The sequence below is a fragment of the Lentzea sp. NPDC051208 genome (genome assembly GCF_040682435.1).
Classification (GTDB): domain Bacteria; phylum Actinomycetota; class Actinomycetes; order Mycobacteriales; family Pseudonocardiaceae; genus Lentzea; species Lentzea kristufekii.
In genome coordinates this window covers 36,843-54,023 of record NZ_JBFBAW010000010.1, presented here as the reverse complement: position 1 = coordinate 54,023, position 17,181 = coordinate 36,843, and the positions used below count along the sequence as shown (strand labels likewise).

General features: G+C 71.6%; 16 protein-coding genes. 9 read left to right on the top strand and 7 right to left on the bottom strand.

All coding sequences use genetic code 11. The features are described from left to right. Positions 1-17: 17 nt before the first annotated feature. From AB0M48_RS24570 to AB0M48_RS24560, 3 genes are read right to left on the bottom strand one after another with little or no spacing between them, the layout of a single operon-like run. Positions 18-1,040, bottom strand: a complete 1,023-nt coding sequence (locus AB0M48_RS24570; RefSeq protein ID WP_363846109.1) for a hypothetical protein — start codon at positions 1,038-1,040, stop codon at positions 18-20. A gap of 4 nt (positions 1,041-1,044) precedes the next feature. Next, on the bottom strand, positions 1,045-1,212 hold the full coding sequence (locus AB0M48_RS24565; protein WP_170176092.1) for a hypothetical protein: 168 nt from the start codon (positions 1,210-1,212) through the stop codon (positions 1,045-1,047). A gap of 3 nt (positions 1,213-1,215) precedes the next feature. Continuing rightward, positions 1,216-2,820: a hypothetical protein gene (locus tag AB0M48_RS24560; protein WP_363846106.1), complete on the bottom strand. Its 1,605-nt coding sequence runs from the start codon at positions 2,818-2,820 to the stop codon at positions 1,216-1,218. A 103-nt stretch (positions 2,821-2,923) separates the two neighbouring features. On the opposite strand from AB0M48_RS24560, the gene AB0M48_RS24555 reads away from it, so the two are divergent. After that, entirely contained in the window at positions 2,924-4,099 is a 1,176-nt protein-coding gene (locus tag AB0M48_RS24555; protein WP_363846104.1) for a polysaccharide biosynthesis protein, read from the top strand. On the opposite strand, the gene AB0M48_RS24550 is transcribed toward AB0M48_RS24555, so the two are convergent. Continuing rightward, positions 4,100-8,077, bottom strand: a complete 3,978-nt coding sequence (locus AB0M48_RS24550; protein ID WP_363846103.1) for an alpha-(1->3)-arabinofuranosyltransferase — start codon at positions 8,075-8,077, stop codon at positions 4,100-4,102. It lies immediately after the preceding gene. 136 nt (positions 8,078-8,213) lie between these two features. On the opposite strand from AB0M48_RS24550, the gene AB0M48_RS24545 reads away from it, so the two are divergent. Then, the gene (locus tag AB0M48_RS24545) at positions 8,214-8,924 is read left to right on the top strand and encodes a class I SAM-dependent methyltransferase (protein WP_363846101.1); all 711 of its coding nucleotides are present in this window, start codon (positions 8,214-8,216) and stop codon (positions 8,922-8,924) included. 9 nt (positions 8,925-8,933) lie between these two features. Here the strand turns inward: AB0M48_RS24545 and AB0M48_RS24540 are convergent, their stop codons facing one another. Continuing rightward, a complete protein-coding gene (locus AB0M48_RS24540) occupies positions 8,934-10,484 on the bottom strand; it encodes a substrate-binding domain-containing protein (RefSeq protein ID WP_363846099.1) in 1,551 nt (516 codons plus the stop codon). 134 nt (positions 10,485-10,618) lie between these two features. On the opposite strand from AB0M48_RS24540, the gene AB0M48_RS24535 reads away from it, so the two are divergent. From AB0M48_RS24535 to AB0M48_RS24515, 5 genes are all read left to right on the top strand, one after another. Further along, positions 10,619-12,622, top strand: coding sequence for an ATP-dependent Clp protease ATP-binding subunit (locus AB0M48_RS24535; protein WP_363846097.1), 2,004 nt, complete (start codon positions 10,619-10,621; stop codon positions 12,620-12,622). Between the two features lie 73 nt (positions 12,623-12,695). After that, positions 12,696-13,037, top strand: coding sequence for an MmcQ/YjbR family DNA-binding protein (locus AB0M48_RS24530; RefSeq protein WP_363846096.1), 342 nt, complete (start codon positions 12,696-12,698; stop codon positions 13,035-13,037). Positions 13,038-13,172: 135 nt separating this feature from the next. After that, a complete protein-coding gene (locus AB0M48_RS24525; protein WP_363846094.1) occupies positions 13,173-13,541 on the top strand; it encodes a hypothetical protein in 369 nt (122 codons plus the stop codon). Between the two features lie 22 nt (positions 13,542-13,563). Further along, positions 13,564-13,878, top strand: coding sequence for an NIPSNAP family protein (locus AB0M48_RS24520; protein ID WP_363846092.1), 315 nt, complete (start codon positions 13,564-13,566; stop codon positions 13,876-13,878). A gap of 32 nt (positions 13,879-13,910) precedes the next feature. Next, positions 13,911-14,771 carry a hypothetical protein gene (locus tag AB0M48_RS24515; RefSeq protein ID WP_363846090.1) on the top strand — a complete coding sequence of 287 codons (861 nt, stop codon included), beginning with the start codon at positions 13,911-13,913 and terminating at the stop codon, positions 14,769-14,771. Between the two features lie 17 nt (positions 14,772-14,788). Here AB0M48_RS24515 and AB0M48_RS24510 read toward each other — a convergent pair whose 3' ends face one another. Together AB0M48_RS24510 and AB0M48_RS24505 are read right to left on the bottom strand one after the other, a co-directional pair. Then, the gene (locus tag AB0M48_RS24510) at positions 14,789-14,938 is read right to left on the bottom strand and encodes a hypothetical protein (protein ID WP_363846088.1); all 150 of its coding nucleotides are present in this window, start codon (positions 14,936-14,938) and stop codon (positions 14,789-14,791) included. Positions 14,939-15,128: 190 nt separating this feature from the next. Beyond that, positions 15,129-15,494 (bottom strand): DUF1330 domain-containing protein, encoded by a 366-nt coding sequence (locus AB0M48_RS24505; RefSeq protein WP_363846086.1) that lies wholly within the window; start codon positions 15,492-15,494, stop codon positions 15,129-15,131. 116 nt (positions 15,495-15,610) lie between these two features. On the opposite strand from AB0M48_RS24505, the gene AB0M48_RS24500 reads away from it, so the two are divergent. Both AB0M48_RS24500 and AB0M48_RS24495 read left to right on the top strand, forming a co-directional pair. After that, a complete protein-coding gene (locus AB0M48_RS24500) occupies positions 15,611-16,180 on the top strand; it encodes an RNA polymerase sigma factor (protein WP_363846084.1) in 570 nt (189 codons plus the stop codon). After that, positions 16,173-17,051: a CU044_5270 family protein gene (locus AB0M48_RS24495; protein WP_363846082.1), complete on the top strand. Its 879-nt coding sequence runs from the start codon at positions 16,173-16,175 to the stop codon at positions 17,049-17,051. Before AB0M48_RS24500 ends, AB0M48_RS24495 begins: the two co-directional genes overlap by 8 nt. Positions 17,052-17,181 lie beyond the last annotated feature (130 nt).

Sequence of the window (17,181 nt, the reverse complement as noted above, 5' to 3'; positions counted from 1 at the left end):
TGCACAGCGCCCTGCCGCTACCTCCGCGCCTCGCGGCCGGCGAGCACCGCATCGCACAGCAGGTCCAGCAGCTCCGCGGCGGCGGCCGCGTCGAAGTCCTTGCGCCGCACGCGCACCGTCGCCGTGGTGACCTCCCCTGTCGTCACCACGCCGAACGCGACGCCCGACCGGCCGCTCGCCGCGGGGAAGAAGCGCAGGGCGCTGACGTTCCCCTTGACGACGCCGAGGTTCGACACGAGGAAGGTGCTGCCGAGCCGGGACGCCAGCAGCCGCATCCCACACTGCGCCAACGGGTTGCGCGCACTCGGGAAGCCCGCCTCCGGCGCGGCCGCCGTCAGCAGCGCGCGCACGTCGTCCTCGGTGGCCCCGGCCGGCAGGCGCAGTCTCAGCAACGCGCTGTCGGCCTCGGGACGCGGATCCGCCCCACCGCGCCAGGAAGCTCCTACGGCGGCGACGACGCGGCCGTGCGCGGCGCCTCGGGCGGCGTTCCACTGCCGCGTCGCGTCCAGGGCGGCGGCGGTGAGCCTGGCGCTGCCGAGCTTCACGGCGGGCAACGCGCGGAACACCAGGTGGTCGCCGGACTCGGTGCCCCGCAACGAGGGCTGGATGCGCGTGGGAGGCGTCCACACGGCTTCGCGCACGCGGTCGAGCGCGTTCAGGAGGTAAGGCCGGTCGGCGCTGCGCAACGCCACCCCGGTCGCGGAGCTGTGCACGGACTCACCGAGCGCGATGCCCAGCAACGCCAGCAGGCCGAGGCCGTCGACCGCACCGTGGTGGGCGGCGATCATCAGCGAGTCATCGGCGAGCGCGACCCGGACCAGCGGGTCGCCCGCGCGGTAGTGACCGTCGGCGAACCCGGTCCGCACACCGTCCCAATCGGACGGACGGAGCACGACCGCGGCCGGACCGAGGTTCGGGAACTCCGCGCAGGCACGGGACATCCGCGCGGCCACCACCGAGGGATCCGGCGCCTCGCGCAGGCTCGCCTCGAGCAGGATGCTCCAGGAGGCCGCCGGGTCCCCGGAGAAGGCCACGGTCACCCGGTCAGCGAGAGCCGTAGTCGAGGACCTCGGGCTCCACGGCCTTCTGGCCTTGCTCGATCCGCTGCTCGACGACCTTGTCGGGGTTGTTCTGCTCGACGACGATCACGCCGACCCCTCCGGCGAGCGCGGCTCCGGCAACGATCGCGACCAGCACCGAAACCAGTTCCACGTCTTACTCCTCATGTCGGGGTGTCGCGAATCTACCGACCGGTAACCGTCTCCACAACAGGCTCGCACCGATCAGTGACCCAGCCGCGACCCACGCGAGCACAACGGGCGCAATTGGTGGGCCGAACGGGTCATCGGGCACTGCTCCAGGTACGCGGTAGAGCGCCAGCTCGGGCCCGTCGTGGACTTTCTCGAGCCGTGCCAGCAGGTTCTCGTCCACCCGCCCCGGCGTCCCGCGTTCGACCAGCACCCAGCCGATGCCGCTCAGGTCACCGCCGCGCAGCCGTGCCGCCCGCGGGTCCTCCCCCGCCACCACCTTCCCGCCGACCGACAACGAGTCGTCCACGACGGTCGTGCCGGGCAGGTAGCGCGGCGCGGGGTCGAGCTGGGTGCGCCGGTCGTTCCAGTCGAACCTGCGGAACGCCGACAGCGGGTACACCGCCACGTCGCCGGGCTGGTCGACGAGCTTCTCCCGCACCGCCGCCCAGTCCGCCGGGTACTGGACCGGTTCGAGGCGTCCGAACCCGCCCCAGGCGAGGTCCGGCAGCAACCCGAGCAGCAGCACGGCCACGAGCAGCCGCGCGCGGAGCCGTTCCACCGCGACCGCGAGCCCGATCGCGAACGGCAGCGCGAGCCACGCCACCCACTTCTGGCCGTCGCGCAGCAACCCGGCACCGGGCACGTGCTCGATCACCGTCCCCAGCAGCGCCACGCCACCCGGCAGCACCGCGAGCAGGGCCAGCACCGCACCGAGCACGCCCAGCCCCGCCAGCGGCCACACGGGCAGGCGTTTCGCAAGTTCCCGCAGACCGAGGACCGCCGCTCCCAGGAGCAGCACCGTGAGCACCGGAAGCACCGGGTTGGCCCGGCTCACCGGAACGACCTCGGCGTTCCAGATCCCGCCGAGCCCCAGCACGCTGAGCACCGGCCCGCCCCAGTTCTCCCCGCGCGCACTGAACGCCTCGACACCGGCCGGGTCGGACAGCCCGTCGTGCAGCACCGAGGGCACCCACCACGGCGCGTTCAGGACGACACCGATCGCCACGACCTGCCACGCCTTGCGCCGTCCGGCGGTGGCCAACGCCGTGCCCAGTGCGAGCACACCGCCCGGCGCGGAGAGCACGGCGGGCAGGCTCGCGAGCACGAGCCGGGTCCACGCGTGCGGTTCGCCGTCGCGCATCTTCAACCCGGCCATCGCGACCCACGGCAGGGCCGCGTAGCCCAGCAGCAGCGTCCAGTGGCCGATGAAGAGCCGTTCGGCGACGTAGGCGTTCCACGAGTACGCCACCGCGGCGACGATCCGCACGCCCGTCCTGTCCGTCGGCACCAGCAGCCCGGCGCCCAGGGCGCCGGCGAAGACGATCGCGAGCAGCGCGAGCTTCTGCACCAGCTGACCGGGGACCACCTGGGTCGCCAGCGCCACCACGGCGTCGACCGGAACCGCCCGCGGCAACGCGTCTCCGAGCCCGAACGCCGCCGCGTTCACCGGTTGCTCCGGGGTGAACACCATGTCGTAGACGAGGACGTAGCCCGGCCACAGCACCGGCGCGAGGGCGGCCAGCGCCAGCATCCCGCACGTGGCGTAGAGCTTCAGTCCGTTCGGCCTCACTTGCTCCCTCTCCGGTCGCGCCGGGGCTACAGTCGCCGAAACTACCGGCCAGTAGTACTCGCGGGTAGTTCCGCGGCAGACCCGGCCACCGGAAGGATCCCGCGTGTCCGCTCCGGCGACGACCACCACCCGCCTGGACGCCCTGCTGATCACGGGCGCGCTGCTCGGCGCCAACGCCGCGAGCTACGTGCTGACCATCGCGGCGGCGCGAGCCCTGGCTCCCGCGATCTTCGGCGAGCTGAGCGCGCTGCTCGCGCTCGTGGTCATCGGTGTGGTGCCGGCGATGAGTCTGCAGACCGTCGCCGTCCTGAGGGTGACGAGTCTCGGCCCGCGCCCCCTGTTCGGACTGGGCCTGAGCGTGAGCGCGGGCATGACCGTGCTGACCCTTGCCCTCGTGCCGCTGCTCGCCCGCCTGCTGCACCTCGACGGCCCGTGGCCGGTCGTGTGGCTGGCGCTGTCCCTGACGCCGCTCACGGTTCTCGGTGTCCTGCACGGGCTTCTGCAGGGGACGCACCGGTTCGGCGCGCTGGCGTTGCTGGTGACGCTCGAAGGGCTCGGCAAGGTCGGCGGCGGGGTGATCGGGCTGTGGATCTCCCCCTCCTCGGTCTCGGTGCTGGCGGGGACGGCCATCGGCTCGTTCCTGGTCGTGCTGACCGGGTGGCGGCTGTGCGGCTCACCCCGCCCGGCACGGCCGGCCGGCGGGTCCGAGGTGATGCACGCGTCCCAGGCCATGCTGGCGCTGGTCCTGCTGGTGAACCTCGACCTCGTGCTCGCCCGGCACCAGCTCGCCGGCCAGGCGGGCGGCTACGCCGTGGGAGCGGTCGTCACGAAGATCGCGTACTGGCTGCCGCAGGCGGTCGGCGTGCTCGTGCTGCCCCGCATGGCCGACGCGGACGATCGCCGCCGGATGCTGCCGAAGGCCCTGGCGGTGTGCGCGGGCCTCGACGTGTTCGTGATCGTGGGTTGCGCCCTGTTCGGGCCGCTGGGCGTGTCGCTGATCGGTGGCGCGAACTACCACGGTGACGCGATTCCGTTGTGGCAGTTCGCTCTCGTCGGTTCGTGCCTCGCGCTGGTGCAGCTGCTGCTGTTCTCCCGGATCGCGAGCGGCGACCGGCGGTCCACCGTCGCGGTGTGGATCGCGGTCGTCGCCGAGGTCGCGCTGATCACCTCGTGGCTCAACGGCTCCGTCGGTCAGGTCGTGACCGGTGCGCTGCTCGCGACGGCGGGACTGGTGATCGCGGGCACCGTCATCGAGGTCCGCGGCACCAGGCAGGCCTGATCACCGCTCGACGGGATCGGGGCGCGGACCGAACGGGCCGAACGCGGCCGCGACCACCGCCGAGACCGCCACCAGCAGAGCGGCCTGGACCAGCGGGACGTAGGCCCACTCCTGACCGTGGCCGAGGATCCGGCCCAGCACCGCGACACCCGATCCCAGTGCGATCCCGCTCATCGCGATCACCTTCGGCGCCGCCGCCCAGAACTCGCGCGCCAGCAGGCACGCGATCACCGCCACGATCGGCAGCATGCCGCCGAGCACGGCCAGCAGCACGAGCATCGCGACCATCAGCCACCGGCTCTGCGACGGTGCCACGAACTCCACCCGCCGCCGCACGGGGACCGCGGCGAGCAGCAGGACCGCCAGCACGCCCAGCGCGCCTGCCAGCAGGCCCGCCCGGTACCGGGCGTCCGGGCCGAACTCCAGCGCGACCACGCCGCCGTCGCCCTCGGGCAGGACGTACGCCTGCCGCCAGCCGTCGACCCGGACCTTCTCCAGCACCTGCCCGTTCAGCGTCGCCGTCCAGCCGTCGTTGACGTTCTCGGACACCACCAGCAGCGCCCGGGCTCCCGGCGCGACGGTGACCTCCCGTTCGGTGGCGTCCCAGGCGCCGATGGTGACTTCTCGGTGCGTGGCACCGGGTTTCGGGAGTTCGACGTGGGTCACGGAGACGTCCTGCACCACGAACGAGTCGGATCGCGTCGTGGTCAGCACGTGGTCGCCGGCCGGCAGCTCCAGCGCGGTCGCCAGGTCGTCGTCGCACAACACCGCCTTCAACGGGCGGTTGGCCACGACGTCGCCGAGCACACCGGACACCGAGCTGTTGATCTTCTTCCCGTCGACGTCGATGACCGGGCCGCGGCCGCACGGCACGGTGAACGGGGTCGTCGCGGGCACCGGCCTCAGCACGCCGTCGAGCGCGGGCACCCGGAGTTCACCGATCTCGGCCGGTCCCACACCGCTCGACTCGCGCACGACGAGTTCGAGCTTCTCGGTGTCCGCCGGTCTGATCGTGACGAGGCCGTCCGCGCCGACGCGCACCACCTCGGTGCCGGCGTCGGTGCGCACCTCCAGCTCGACGGGTGTTCTCGCTCCTTGCGCCCCTTCGAACCTGAACTCCGAGAGGGTGCGCTTTCCCTTCCAGGTCACCGTCAACGTCGGCCGCAGGTCCGTCACGTCCGGCACCCAGGACGTGCCGGGGTCACCGTCCACAGCGGACAGCGGGCTCGCCGCGACGTCGCCCGCGAGCGAGGTCGACCCCGTGATCGTCAGGCCCTCCGGCGTCACCGGGTTCTTCGCGCCGGCGGAGGGCACGACGGTGGCGTTCACCGCGAACTTCCCGTCGGCCGAGGTGCGGAACAGCCGCGTGAGCCCGTTGACCTCCTCGCCGAAGCGAGACAGCGACGAGTCGCACCGCACCGTGCCGTCGGTCCGGTAGCAGGCCGGGCGCGACTGGCTGCCGCGGGTGAACGAGAAACCCGGCTTGGCCGCGTCCTGGTCGCGGGGCACGCGCAGCGCTCGCTGCGCCGTCATGCCCGGCACGCTCAGTTCCTTGATGCCGACGTTGCCGTCCTGCCTGTCGGCGGCGACTCCCAGGACCGTGACGCGCACGCTGCCGGTGAGACCGGCGCGGACGGGGTAGGCGTGCCGGCCGCCGCCGGGCGGGACGTCGTGCTCGCTGTCCCCCGCGTCCGTGGTGAACCTGATCCGCGTGACCGCCCAGCCCACCCGCAGGTCGTCGACCAGGTCGAGCGTCACCTCCCCGACCGAGCGCGGGGTGTCGAGGTCGATCTCCAGCCACTGCCCGACGGGCCCGGTGAAGCTCGACGAGTGCCACGCGGACCCGCCGTCGCCGTCCACCGCCGCGAACGGCGAGTTCGCCGGGTCGATCGCCCCCGCCGCGTCGGCGTACGCGGTCGACGTGGACGCCCGCACGGCCCGGATGCCGCGGTACTCCGCGACGGTCTGGTGCGAGGTGTCCTGGAACGGCGACACGTCCAGCGCGACGCGGCCCTGTCTGGACGCCTCGTCCGCGGACATCGTCTGGCTGAGGTTGTCGGACACCCTGCCGACGTTGCGTTCCTTGCGCCTGAGGCCGTCGGTGACGAGCAGCTGCCCGGCCCGGCCCTCGGCGTCGCCCGCGAGGACGACGGGCTGGTCCGCCTTGACGAGTCCCTGGGACAGCAACGGCAGCAACGACTCCGGTCCCCCGCTCACCGTCGGCACGTCCGCCTCGGCGACCGCGGTGACGACCGGGACCGCCCGCTTCACCTCGAAGACCTCCAGCGCGCTCCCGGTCGCGGTGGCGTCGACCGAGCTGACGAGCCGCTGGTCGCTCATCCGCACCTCGGGCCCGAACTGGGCGACGCGCTCGATGCCGGGTGATCCCTGGAGCGCCTGACGCAGCACGGTGAGCGGCGGCGAGCCCGTCGGTTCACGCACGATGTCGTTGCGCAGCAACAGGAACCGGTATCCTCCGCGCGCGAGGAAGTCCGCCAGCCCGGCCGAGCCGCGCCCGTCCGCGAGCGCGTCGTAGACGGCGTCCATGTACCGGGTGTTGCCCTCGGACCCGAGCGGTACCTGGTTGCGCACCGCCCACGGGGCCTCCGCGAGCGCCTGCATCGGCTCGTCCACGGTCCTGCCCCAGGTGTACTGGCCGAAACCGGTGGCGGGCAACAACAACGTCCTCGCCCGGCCGTCCTGCTCCGCGAGCCATCCCGCCGCCTCGCGCCAGTGGCCCGGCACGTCGGCCCAGCCCTGGCCCGGCCGCAGGGTCAGCAGCCACACGGGTGCCGCGACGACGGCGATCAGCACCAGGGCCACACCGGTGCGGGCCCGCCGCCGCCAGTGCTCGGGAGCGGCCCTCAGGCCGGTCGGCCGGGACAGGTGCAGGCCGTGGACGAACCCGAGGACCAGGCACAACCGCAGCACCGGCTCGAACTTGTGCACGTTGCGCAGGGGCGCGAGCGGCCCGTCCAGGAGTCCGCGCACCACCTCGGCGAGCGGCGAGTCGAGCGATCCGACGTACCCGACGGTCAGCAGCGTCAGCCCCGCCAGCGTGCCCAGCACCAGGAACCGGCGTTCCGGCAGCCCCAGCCGGGCCAGCCCGACGACGCCGATCAGCGCCACCAGCGCGGTACCGGCCATCAGCACCGGGTTGTCGACCAGGAGGAAACCGTTGGGCCACCACGGTTCGCCCTGGAGGACGTAGGCGACCCACTGGTTCGTCCCGCGCAGCACCTGGAACAACGACATGGGCGCGGTGGTGTTCGCCGCCGACTCGATGTAGTCGAGGAACGGCAGGCTGTACCGGCCGAGCAGCAGCAGCGGGAAGATCCACCACAGCGCGACCGCGATGACGCAGCCGGACCACCACAGCACCAGCTTCACGTGCGCGCGGTTCCACGTGCGCGTCAGCAGCCAGATCCCCGGCAGGACCAGCGCCATCACGACCATCGCGCCGTTGACGCCGCCCATCCCCAGCACCGCGAGCGCGGACAGCGCCGCCGCCCGGCGCGGCGACCCGATCCGGTCCGCCAGCACCAGCGGCAGCAGCACCCACGGCAGCATGACGGCGGGCAGCATCTCCGCGGACAGCGGCCCGATCTCGGTCAGCACCCGAGGGGCCAGCGCGTAGGCCAGCGCACCGGCGTACCTCGTCGGCTCCTGGCCGATGCCGAGCGCGCGGGCCAGCCGCAGCACCCCGTAGAACGCGAGGCAGAGCAGGAGCGCGCACCAGAGCCGTTGGGTGATCCACGCGGGTACGCCCAGGATCTGACCGGCCGCGAAGAACGGCCCCATCGGGAAGAAGTAGCCGTACGCCTGGTTCTGCAACTCGCCGGCCGTGGCGGCGGGATTCCACAGGTGCAGCGCTCTGCCCAGGAAGCCGACCGGGTTGACGGCCAGGTCGAGCTTGGTGTCGAACGTGGCCGTTCCGAAGCGTTGCGCGAACGACAGCACCGTGAGTGCGAGGAGCACCCACGTCGTCGGGTTGCGATGTGCGATCTTCAGGCTTCTGATGGCGCAGGAAGTTACCACCGGGTAGTGCTCGGGGGCGACTGTCGCTATCTTGGGCCACCACGACCGTTCTGGGGCCGGTACCAGGCAGGTGGCGATGACTTCTCCGACCACGTTCGAGCAGGCGTGGGAACTGGGCGACCAAGTTCCCGGATGGTTGACAGTTGACCAGGCGACCATGTTGTGGAGAGCCGCCCTGCGGCTCGGTCCCGGCGCGCGGATCGTGGAGATCGGCAGTCACCAGGGCCGATCCACCACCGTGCTGGGCATCGCGGCGCGCTCCGTCGGGGCGACGGTGGTCGCCGTCGACCCGTTCGTCGAGGGCAGGCTGTTCGGCGGCACCCCCACCCGCATCCGGTTCGAGAAGAACCTCGCCCGCGCGGGCCTGACCGACGTCGTGCGGCTCGAAGCCGAGTACAGCACCCGGTTGCGCCGGGAGTGGGACGAGCGCATCGACCTGCTGTACATCGACGGCAAGCACGACTACTGGACCTACACCGACGACATGCTGTGGTCGGAGAACCTCGTTCCCAACGGGGAGATCCTGGTCCACGACGCGTTCTCGTCCATCGGGGTCACCACCGGCATCCTGGTGAAGGTGCTGTGCGGCAACCGATACGTCTACGTGGACCGGGCGGGCTCCCTCGCGCGCTTCCGTTTGACGCAGCCGAGCTGGGCCGATCGCAGGCGGGTGCTCGCCGAGATGCCCTGGTTCTTCCGCAACGTGGGGATCAAGGTCCTGCTCCGCCTGCGGCTGCGGCCGGTCGCGCGGCTGTTCGGCCACGACGGCCCGTACGACCCGTACTGACGCTCTCCGCTACTGAAGGCGGCAGGCGGGCGGCTGGCAGAGCATCGTGCTCAGCGCCTGCGCGAAGATGTCGCTGATGCCGGCGGGATCGGCGGTGGTGAAGGCCCGGCCGCCGGTCGCGTCGGCGATCCTCGTCAGCTCGTCGACGTCGACGTCCGGGCCCATGCCGATCGCGATGACGGGCAACGGCCTGCGCTTGTCCTGCAGCTTGCCCAGTTCGTCCAGCAACTCACGCTGGCTGATCGAGTCGGCGTCCTCGTTGCGGCCGTCGGTCATGATCGCGACGATGTTGATGCGGCCGAGCTCCCAGTTCTTCCGCGCCTCCTTGTACGCGGCCAGCGTGGTGTCGTAGAGGCCCGTGGCCCCGTTCGCGGTCGCCCGGGTCGCCCGGACCGCGGCGACGGCCCGGCCGCTCGCGAGGTGCTCCTTGACGGACGCGAAGGGGATGATCTCCTTGTAGTCCTTGTCGCCGTCCAGCCTGGTGGAGAACTTCCACAGACCGATCTGCGTGCCGGGCTTGAACATGCCCAGGCCGCGTTCGGCCGCGCCGACGGCCAGCGCCATCCGCGTGGTCCCCGTCCTGGGCACGGGCTGGTTCATCGAGCCCGACACGTCCAGGACGCCCAGCACCCGCGCGGTCAGCGTGAGTCCGCTCCAGAGGCGCAACGTCTCGTCCACGAAACCCTGGTCCAGGCCGGCGGCCTTGTCGTCGGGCGCGCGCAGGCCGAACCTGTCGAGGTCGGTGGCGGACCGCAGCCGCGCCAGGAACCTCTCCGCCCCTGCCCGCTGCGCCTCGTTCGCATCGGGCAGCACGACGTAGGGGAAGTCCAGCGGTGGCAACGGGTTCTCCGACGCGACCGCCGTCAGCCGGGTCGCGCCGGGGGTGGAGTTGTGCCGTTCGAGAGCCTGTTCGGACGTGGGGAACACGTCCAGCGGCCGGGCGAACAGATCCTCGGCCCGCTCGGAGTAGTCACCGGACACGGGCCTGATGGCGGCGACCGTCGCCGCCGCGGGGTCCTTCTCCGCCGACGCGAACCCGCGCAGCGCCAGCAACGCCGACAGGCTGGCCGGATCCTTGGCCGGGTCGGCGATGCCCGCGACCGCGGTGGCACCGGGCCCGATCAGTTCCCGCCAGCTCCTGCCCTTCACGGACTCCTTGGCGGCGAGCACGACCGGCGACAGCGCCACGGAGATGCCCGCCTCGGGCACCCGCCACGCACCGGAGTCCCGCGCCTGCCGCAACCACATCGTCGACTCGGGCACCCAGACCGAGGGCGACGCCTGCCCGGCGACGAGCCGCGTCATCGTCTCGCGCGCGGGCTCGGCCTTGACCTCGACGCGGTAGCAGTCGTCGTCGGCCGCGACCACCTTTTCCGCGACCTCGCTCAGGGCCGGTGCGACCGCGGGGGCCGCGGTGACGAGAACCGTCGCCGGATCCGTGCAGCGGGCCGCGTTGAGCCGGTCGAGGACGGCGTCACCACCGATCCAGGCGACGACGGACAACACGAGCAGCACCGAGAGCCCGACGACGGGCGCTGTCACCCGCCGTGGTCTCACCATGGCGGACACCTTAGACAACCGGTCCACGCACCACCAGAACTCGCCGGTTCCGATTCCGGCCTGGTCTGTGTTCCTGGCCCGGGAGGCGGAGAATCGGAGACGCAGACCCCTCGATCGAGCGGAGATGGCGGCCGATGGCAGACGACTGGGTGTTCGGCTTCGGGTCCCGTTCGTTCGAGGACCTGGTCGGCAAGCTGTTCGGCGGGTTCGTGGAGCCGCAGTCCGCGACGCGGCGCACCGACCGCTTCGGCCGTGACCTCACGGCCGCGGCGCGGGACGGCCTGCTCGATCCGGTGATCGGCCGGGAGGACGTGATCGACGAGGTGCTCGAGGTGCTGTCGCGGCGCACCAAGAACAACCCCGTCCTGATCGGCGATCCCGGCGTGGGCAAGACCGCCGTCGTCGAAGGCATCGCGGCACGGATCGCGAGCGGCGACGTACCCGCCACGTTGAGCGGCCGGCGGCTGATCTCGCTGGACCTCGCGGGCATGGTCGCCGGGGCGAAGTACCGCGGCGAGTTCGAGGAACGGCTCGAAGGCGTCATCGCCGAAGTGGCCGCCACGGACCGGATGGTGGTCCTGTTCATCGACGAGCTGCACGTCGTGGTGGGCGCCGGCAGTGCGGAAGGCGCGCCGATGGACGCCGCGACCATGCTCAAGCCCGTGCTCACGACCGGACGGGTGCAGGTCATCGGGGCCACCACGGCCGAGGACTACCGGCGGTACATCGCGAAGGACGCCGCGCTGGAGCGGCGGTTCCAGCCGATCCAGGTCGCCGAGCCGTCGGTGGACGAGGCGATCGCCATCCTCCGCGGACTGCGCAGCCGGTACGAGATGCACCACGGCGTGCGGATCACCGACGAGGCGATCGTGTCCGCCGTGGAGCTGTCGGCCCGCTACGTCACCGATCGGTTCCTGCCGGACAAGGCCGTGGACCTGGTGGACCGCGCGGGTGCGCGCGTCCGGTTGCGGGAGAAGTCCGCGATGCCACCGGATCCGGTGCGGCTGGAGCAGCGGGTGCGGCGGCTGGAGCGGGAGAAGGACGCCGCACAGGGAGAGGACGCGGTGTTCCTCGCCGGCGAGCTCGACCGGGCGGTCGCCGAACTGGAGTCCGCCCGCGCCGCACTGGCCGACGCACCCCAGGTCGCGGCGAACGACGTCGCCGAGGTCGTGTCCCGCAGCACGGGCATCCCGGTCGCCCAGCTCACCGAGGCGGAACGGCACCGGTTGCTGCATTTGGAAGACCACCTGCACCAGCGGATCGTCGGGCAGGACGAGGCGGTGGAGGCGGTCGCCGACGCGGTCCGCCAGGGCCGCGCGGGCCTCAAGCACCCGCACCGGCCCGTCGGCTCGTTCCTGTTCCTCGGCCCCACCGGCGTGGGCAAGACCGAGGTCGCACGAGCGCTGGCCGAAGCGCTGTTCGGCTCGGAGGACCGGCTGATCCGGTTCGACATGAGCGAGTTCTCGCAGCAGCACGCGGTCGCGCGGCTGATCGGCGTGCCACCCGGATACGCGGGCTACGAGGAAGCCGGTCAGCTCACCGGCGCGGTCCGGCGCGCCCCGTACTCGGTCCTGCTGCTGGACGAGATCGAGAAGGCGCACAGCGACGTCTTCAACACCCTGCTGCAGGTCCTCGACGCGGGCAGGCTCACCGACGCCGGGGGACGTACCGCCGACTTCGCCAACACCGTGATCATCATGACCAGCAACATCGGCGCCGACCAGCTCCTCGCCGCGGCCACCTCGGGTGTTCCGGTCGAGCAGTTGAGAGAACCGCTGATGTCGGCGGTCCGCCGCAGTTTCCGCCCGGAGTTCCTCAACCGCCTCGACGAGATCATCCTGTTCCGCGGCCTGAACGCGGGCCAGCTGCGGCAGATCACCTCCCTGCTGCTCGACCGCACCCGCCAACGCCTGCGCGAGCAGAACATCACGCTGGAGGTGGACGAGCAGGCCGTCGACTGGCTCGCCGCCCGCGGTTACGTGCCCGAGTACGGCGCACGACCGTTGCGCCGGACCATCGGCAGGGAGCTCGACCGGCGGCTGTCCCGCGCACTGCTCGCGGGAGAGCTGCGCGGCGGGCAGCACGTCGTCGTGACGGTCACCGACGCGGACCTGACGCTGAGCATCACCCCGGACTGAGCGCGGTGCCTGCGCCGCCGGGGTTTCCATTCGTCCAAGACCGGGGCGCCCGGCGGCTGCCAGGATGCCGCGCATGGCGACGTGGGACGACGTGGTGGAGATGGCATCGCAGCTGCCCGGGACCGAGGTGGCGACCTGGTACCGGACGCCGTCGTTGAAGGTGGCGGGCAAGGGCTTCGCGCGGCTGCGGACCGAAGCCGAGGGCGGGCTCGTGCTGATGTGCGGCCTGGACGAGAAGGCGGCGCTGCTCGCGTCCGGCGATCCGGCCTTCTACACGACACCGCACTACGACGGGCACGGGTCGATCCTCGTCGACCTGGCGAAGGTCGCGCAGGACCAGCTGGGCGAACTGGTCGAGCAGGCGTGGCGGCTCAAGGCCCCCGCGAAGCTCCGCAAGGCGTTCGAACGCGACTGAGACGTTGACGGCCGGTTTGTGCGAGAGCGAATGCTCCCTTGCCGAGAACGCACTTGTCGTCGTATCGGGACGTGCCTAGTTTCGAAGTGACGGCGCTCGTCCTCGACGACGTCACAAGAGCGAGAAGTTCTTGTCGTGCAAGACGTTCATGAGTACACCCATGCCACGGGAGTGCTTTGCCGCGCCTTGATGCTGCTCGCGAGCCCGAACGACCGGTCGGGACAGGTCCCGAGGTCGGTGCCGTCGGCGTGCGACCAGGGGCCGACGATCAAGCTGGTCGAGCTGGCACGCGGAACCCTCGAAGGCTTCGACAGCACCCATCACGCCGCGTCCGGCCCGCTGGTGCGGCTGTCGGGTGGCGAAGCCGAGTGCCGTGTGCACGTGATCGCCTACCACCACGTTCCCGCGGCTCCGGGCGTCGTCGACTTCTGCACGATCTGCCCGTGGGAGGGGTCTCCGGACGTCTACGCGCTCGCCGCCGAACGGATCGCACCCCAGTCCTGACAGCCGCCCAGGAGGAGCACCGATGTTCTACGAGATCCGCACGGAACACGCCCGCGCCGGCTTCGGCGCGGAACTGGCCCGGTACATGGACGACACCGTCATCCCGCTGCACCAGGAGAGGGGGATGACGGTGGTCGGATCCTTCACCGCGATCGACGACGAGGACGGCTTCGTCTGGATCCGGCGCTTCGAGGACGACGCGGACCCCGCACGCGTCCTGGGGTCCGTCCACGGCCATCCCCGGTGCGCGGCCGTGGCCGGCACCGTGTCCGCACTGGTGAGCGGGACCGAGACCACGGTCCGGCTGGAGCCGACCTCTCGATCCGGGCTCCGCTGAGGTCACGTGGCACCGAATGCCACAATGGACGAATGGCACTGGGATACGTACTCGCTGTTTTGGCGACCCTGGCCTCAGGCAGTGGCTCGATCCTGGCGTCCACGGGTGTCCGGCGAGCGGGTGCGTTCGGCGGCTCGTCCCTCGATCTCATCGCACTCCGGCGTCAGTGGCTCTACTTCCTCGGTCTCGGCGTCGACCTGCTGGGATTCGCGGCCGCGGCCGTCGCCCTGCACCGGTTGCCGCTGTTCCTCGTGCAGTCGATGCTCGCGTTCAGCGTCGGCGTGACGGCCACGATCTCCGCCTTCATGGGCACCCGCCTCGGCACACCGGGATGGGGCGCGCTGGGTGTCGGCGCGACCGGCCTGATCCTGCTGAGCGTGTCCGCCGAGCCGGGCCCGGCGCAGGCCCTGCCACCGCAGTGGCGCTGGGTGCTGGTGTGCATGGCGATCCCGGTGGCGGCGATCGCGCTCTACGCCCGGCACCACAACGAGGTCTGGGCGACGGTGGCGCTGGCCTTCGGCGCCGGTGTCTCGTACAGCATCGTCGGCATCTCGGCGCGAGCGCTGGACTTCCCGGACGAGGCTTGGCGGCTCGTCCTGGAACCGGCGGCCTGGGCCATCGCCCTCAACGGTCTCGCCGCGGCGGTGGTGTTCGCGATGGCGCTGCAGAAGGGCGGTCCGACCTCGGTCACCGCGATCATGTTCACCACGAACACGGCGCTGTCGTCGGCCGTCGGCCTGATCTACCTCGACGACCGCGTCCGCGCCGGGTACACGACCGCGGCGGCCGCCGGATTCGTGCTGGCGATCACCGGAGCGATCGCCGTGGCGCACTACGCGGCCGACACCAGGCAGAAGGACCGCCCGAAGACACCGGCCGAAGTGCGGTCGTGAGTCTCCTGGCCTGAGGTTCAGGCCGTCTCGGCGGTGTTCTGCGGTGTGTCGGCCGGCTCGCGGAACAGGCCGGTGTAGGACCGCTGGTCCTCGTCGGGCGACGAGTGAGCTGCGGTGTCCTGGTGGTGCGTGTCCGGGTGGCTGAAAAGCCCGTTTTCTGGCTGCATGATCTCCGAGTTTCTCCGCGTCCTGTGCGTGCTCACGGCGAGTGTGCTGGAGCTGTCGCACGGCGCTAGGGGTCCGGGAAAACTGAGAAATCCAGTCCCGGCTCTCCCTAGGGTACAACCTCGGCCACCGGCGTGCGTCGCGGCTCGCCCTGTCCCTTGTGGACTTCCGGGCGTCCGCGGGGCGCCGGGATCAGATCCAGGGGGTGGTGGCCTGGAGCACCGCCTCGGTCAACGCCTCCGTGCGCAACCGCGTCACCTCGTGGTAGCCGGGATCGGCGACCATGCGGCTGAACGCGGTCCGGTCCGGATAGCGCACGACGATCACCGCGTCCCAGCTCTGCCCGTCCTCGGCCACCAGCGCGGTGGAGCCCGTTCCGGCGTAGAGGATCTCGCCGCCGTAGCGGGGCAGGAACGTCTCGCGCAGGTGACGCGCGTACTCCTGGTAGGACTCGGCACCGCCCTCGGCGAACCGCAGGAGGTTCAGCATCACCACCGGGCCGCCCGGGTCCTCGGCGAGCAGTCGTTTCAGGTCGGCACCACGGGGATCAACGGCCATGGGGCACAGCATGCCTCCCGGCCCCGCCGCCCGCATCGGTCGAACCGCCCGTCCGTGAACTCATCCGGGGCGTGCTGCGGACAACAGGGTGAAGACCCTTCGCCCGAAAGGCCACCATGACAGCAACCGACGCGGAGCTCATCGAGGCGTCGCTGCGCGTGCCGGAGAAGTTCGCCCTCATATTCGACCGGCACGCGCCGCACATCCAGCGCTACCTCGCGCGCCGTCTCGGCGGGCAGGCCGCCGACGACCTGCTGGCCGAAGCGTTCCTCGTGGCGTTCTCCAAGCGGGAGCGCTACGACATCTCCCGGCAGGACGCCCGGCCGTGGCTGTACGGCATCGCCACCAACCTGGTCGGCCAGCACCGCAGGGAGGAGGCGCGGCGCCACCGGATGCCCTCCCCCGGATCCGCCGTGGGCGATCACGCCGACCGGGTGGCCGCGGACGTCACCGCGCAGGCCATGCGGTCGATGCTCACCGGAGCGCTGGCGGCGTTGTCGGCCGAGGACCGGGACGTGCTGCTGCTGGTCGCGTGGGAGCAGCTCAGCTACCTCGAGATCGCCGAGGCGCTCGCGATTCCGGTCGGCACGGTGCGGTCCCGGCTGAACCGCGCCCGCCGCAAGGTCCGGGAGGCGTTGGGAACCGACAACCACACCGAGGTAGAGGAGCTGCTCAACAATGGATGACCTCCAGCTCGTCCGGGAACTGGACGAGACCCCGCTCAAGTCCGCCGATCAGCTGGCGGCCGCACGCGCGCGGCTCGTGGCGGGCATGAAGCCGCCCCGGCACCGCCGCGCCGGGATCATCGCCGTCGCCGCGCTCACCGCGGCGGCGACGGTCACGGCCGTGGCGATGGTGCTGCCGTCCACCTCGACGGACCCGGTCCGCCACGACGCCGCGCCCACCGAGTCCGCGGCCGAGGTGGACACCGCCGTGCAGCTGCTGAACCACGCCGCCGCGGCCGCCCGTTCGAAGCCCGACCAGGCGCCCCGGCCCGACCAGTTCTACTACGTCCGCGACGGCGGCTGGGAGGCCTGGTTCTCCGTCGACGGCACCCGTGACGGCCGGATCATCACCGCCGGGGACGCCGCACCCTCGACCACGCCCGGCTGCGTCGACGGCGTCAGGAAGGTGCTCGACAAGTACGACAAGCCCACGGGCGCGACGGAGAAGTGCACGCCGGTCCGCGCCTACCGCGACGACCTGCCCACCTCGGCGGACGAGATGCTGAGGTGGTTGAAGGGCGACAACAAGGACCGGCCGGTCAACTCGTACGGCAAGGACGTGCTGGGCACGTTCCGCTTCGCATACCTGCCGGGACCGCAGCGGGCCGCGTTGTTCGAGGCGGCGACGCAGGTGCCGGGGCTGACGGTGGTGCAGAAGGTGTCCGCCGGTCGTCCCGGGATCGGGATCAGCTGGCCGGTGCCGGAGGGCTCGGCGCCGTGGGCCGAGCCGGTGGTGATGGTGTTCGACGAGAAGACCTACGAGTACCTCGGCACGAAGAACGAGCCGCAGGACGCGTCGGGGTTCGTCGATCGGGTGGGTGACCGCCTCTAGCTTGCCGTTTTGGGGGGCCCACGGGTGGTGATTTTTAGAAGGGGGGGGGCAAAAAGAAGAGAGGGGGCCCGACCCCCCCCCCCCCCCGCGCCCCCCCCCAAGAACAGGGAGACACCCCCCCCCCCCCCCC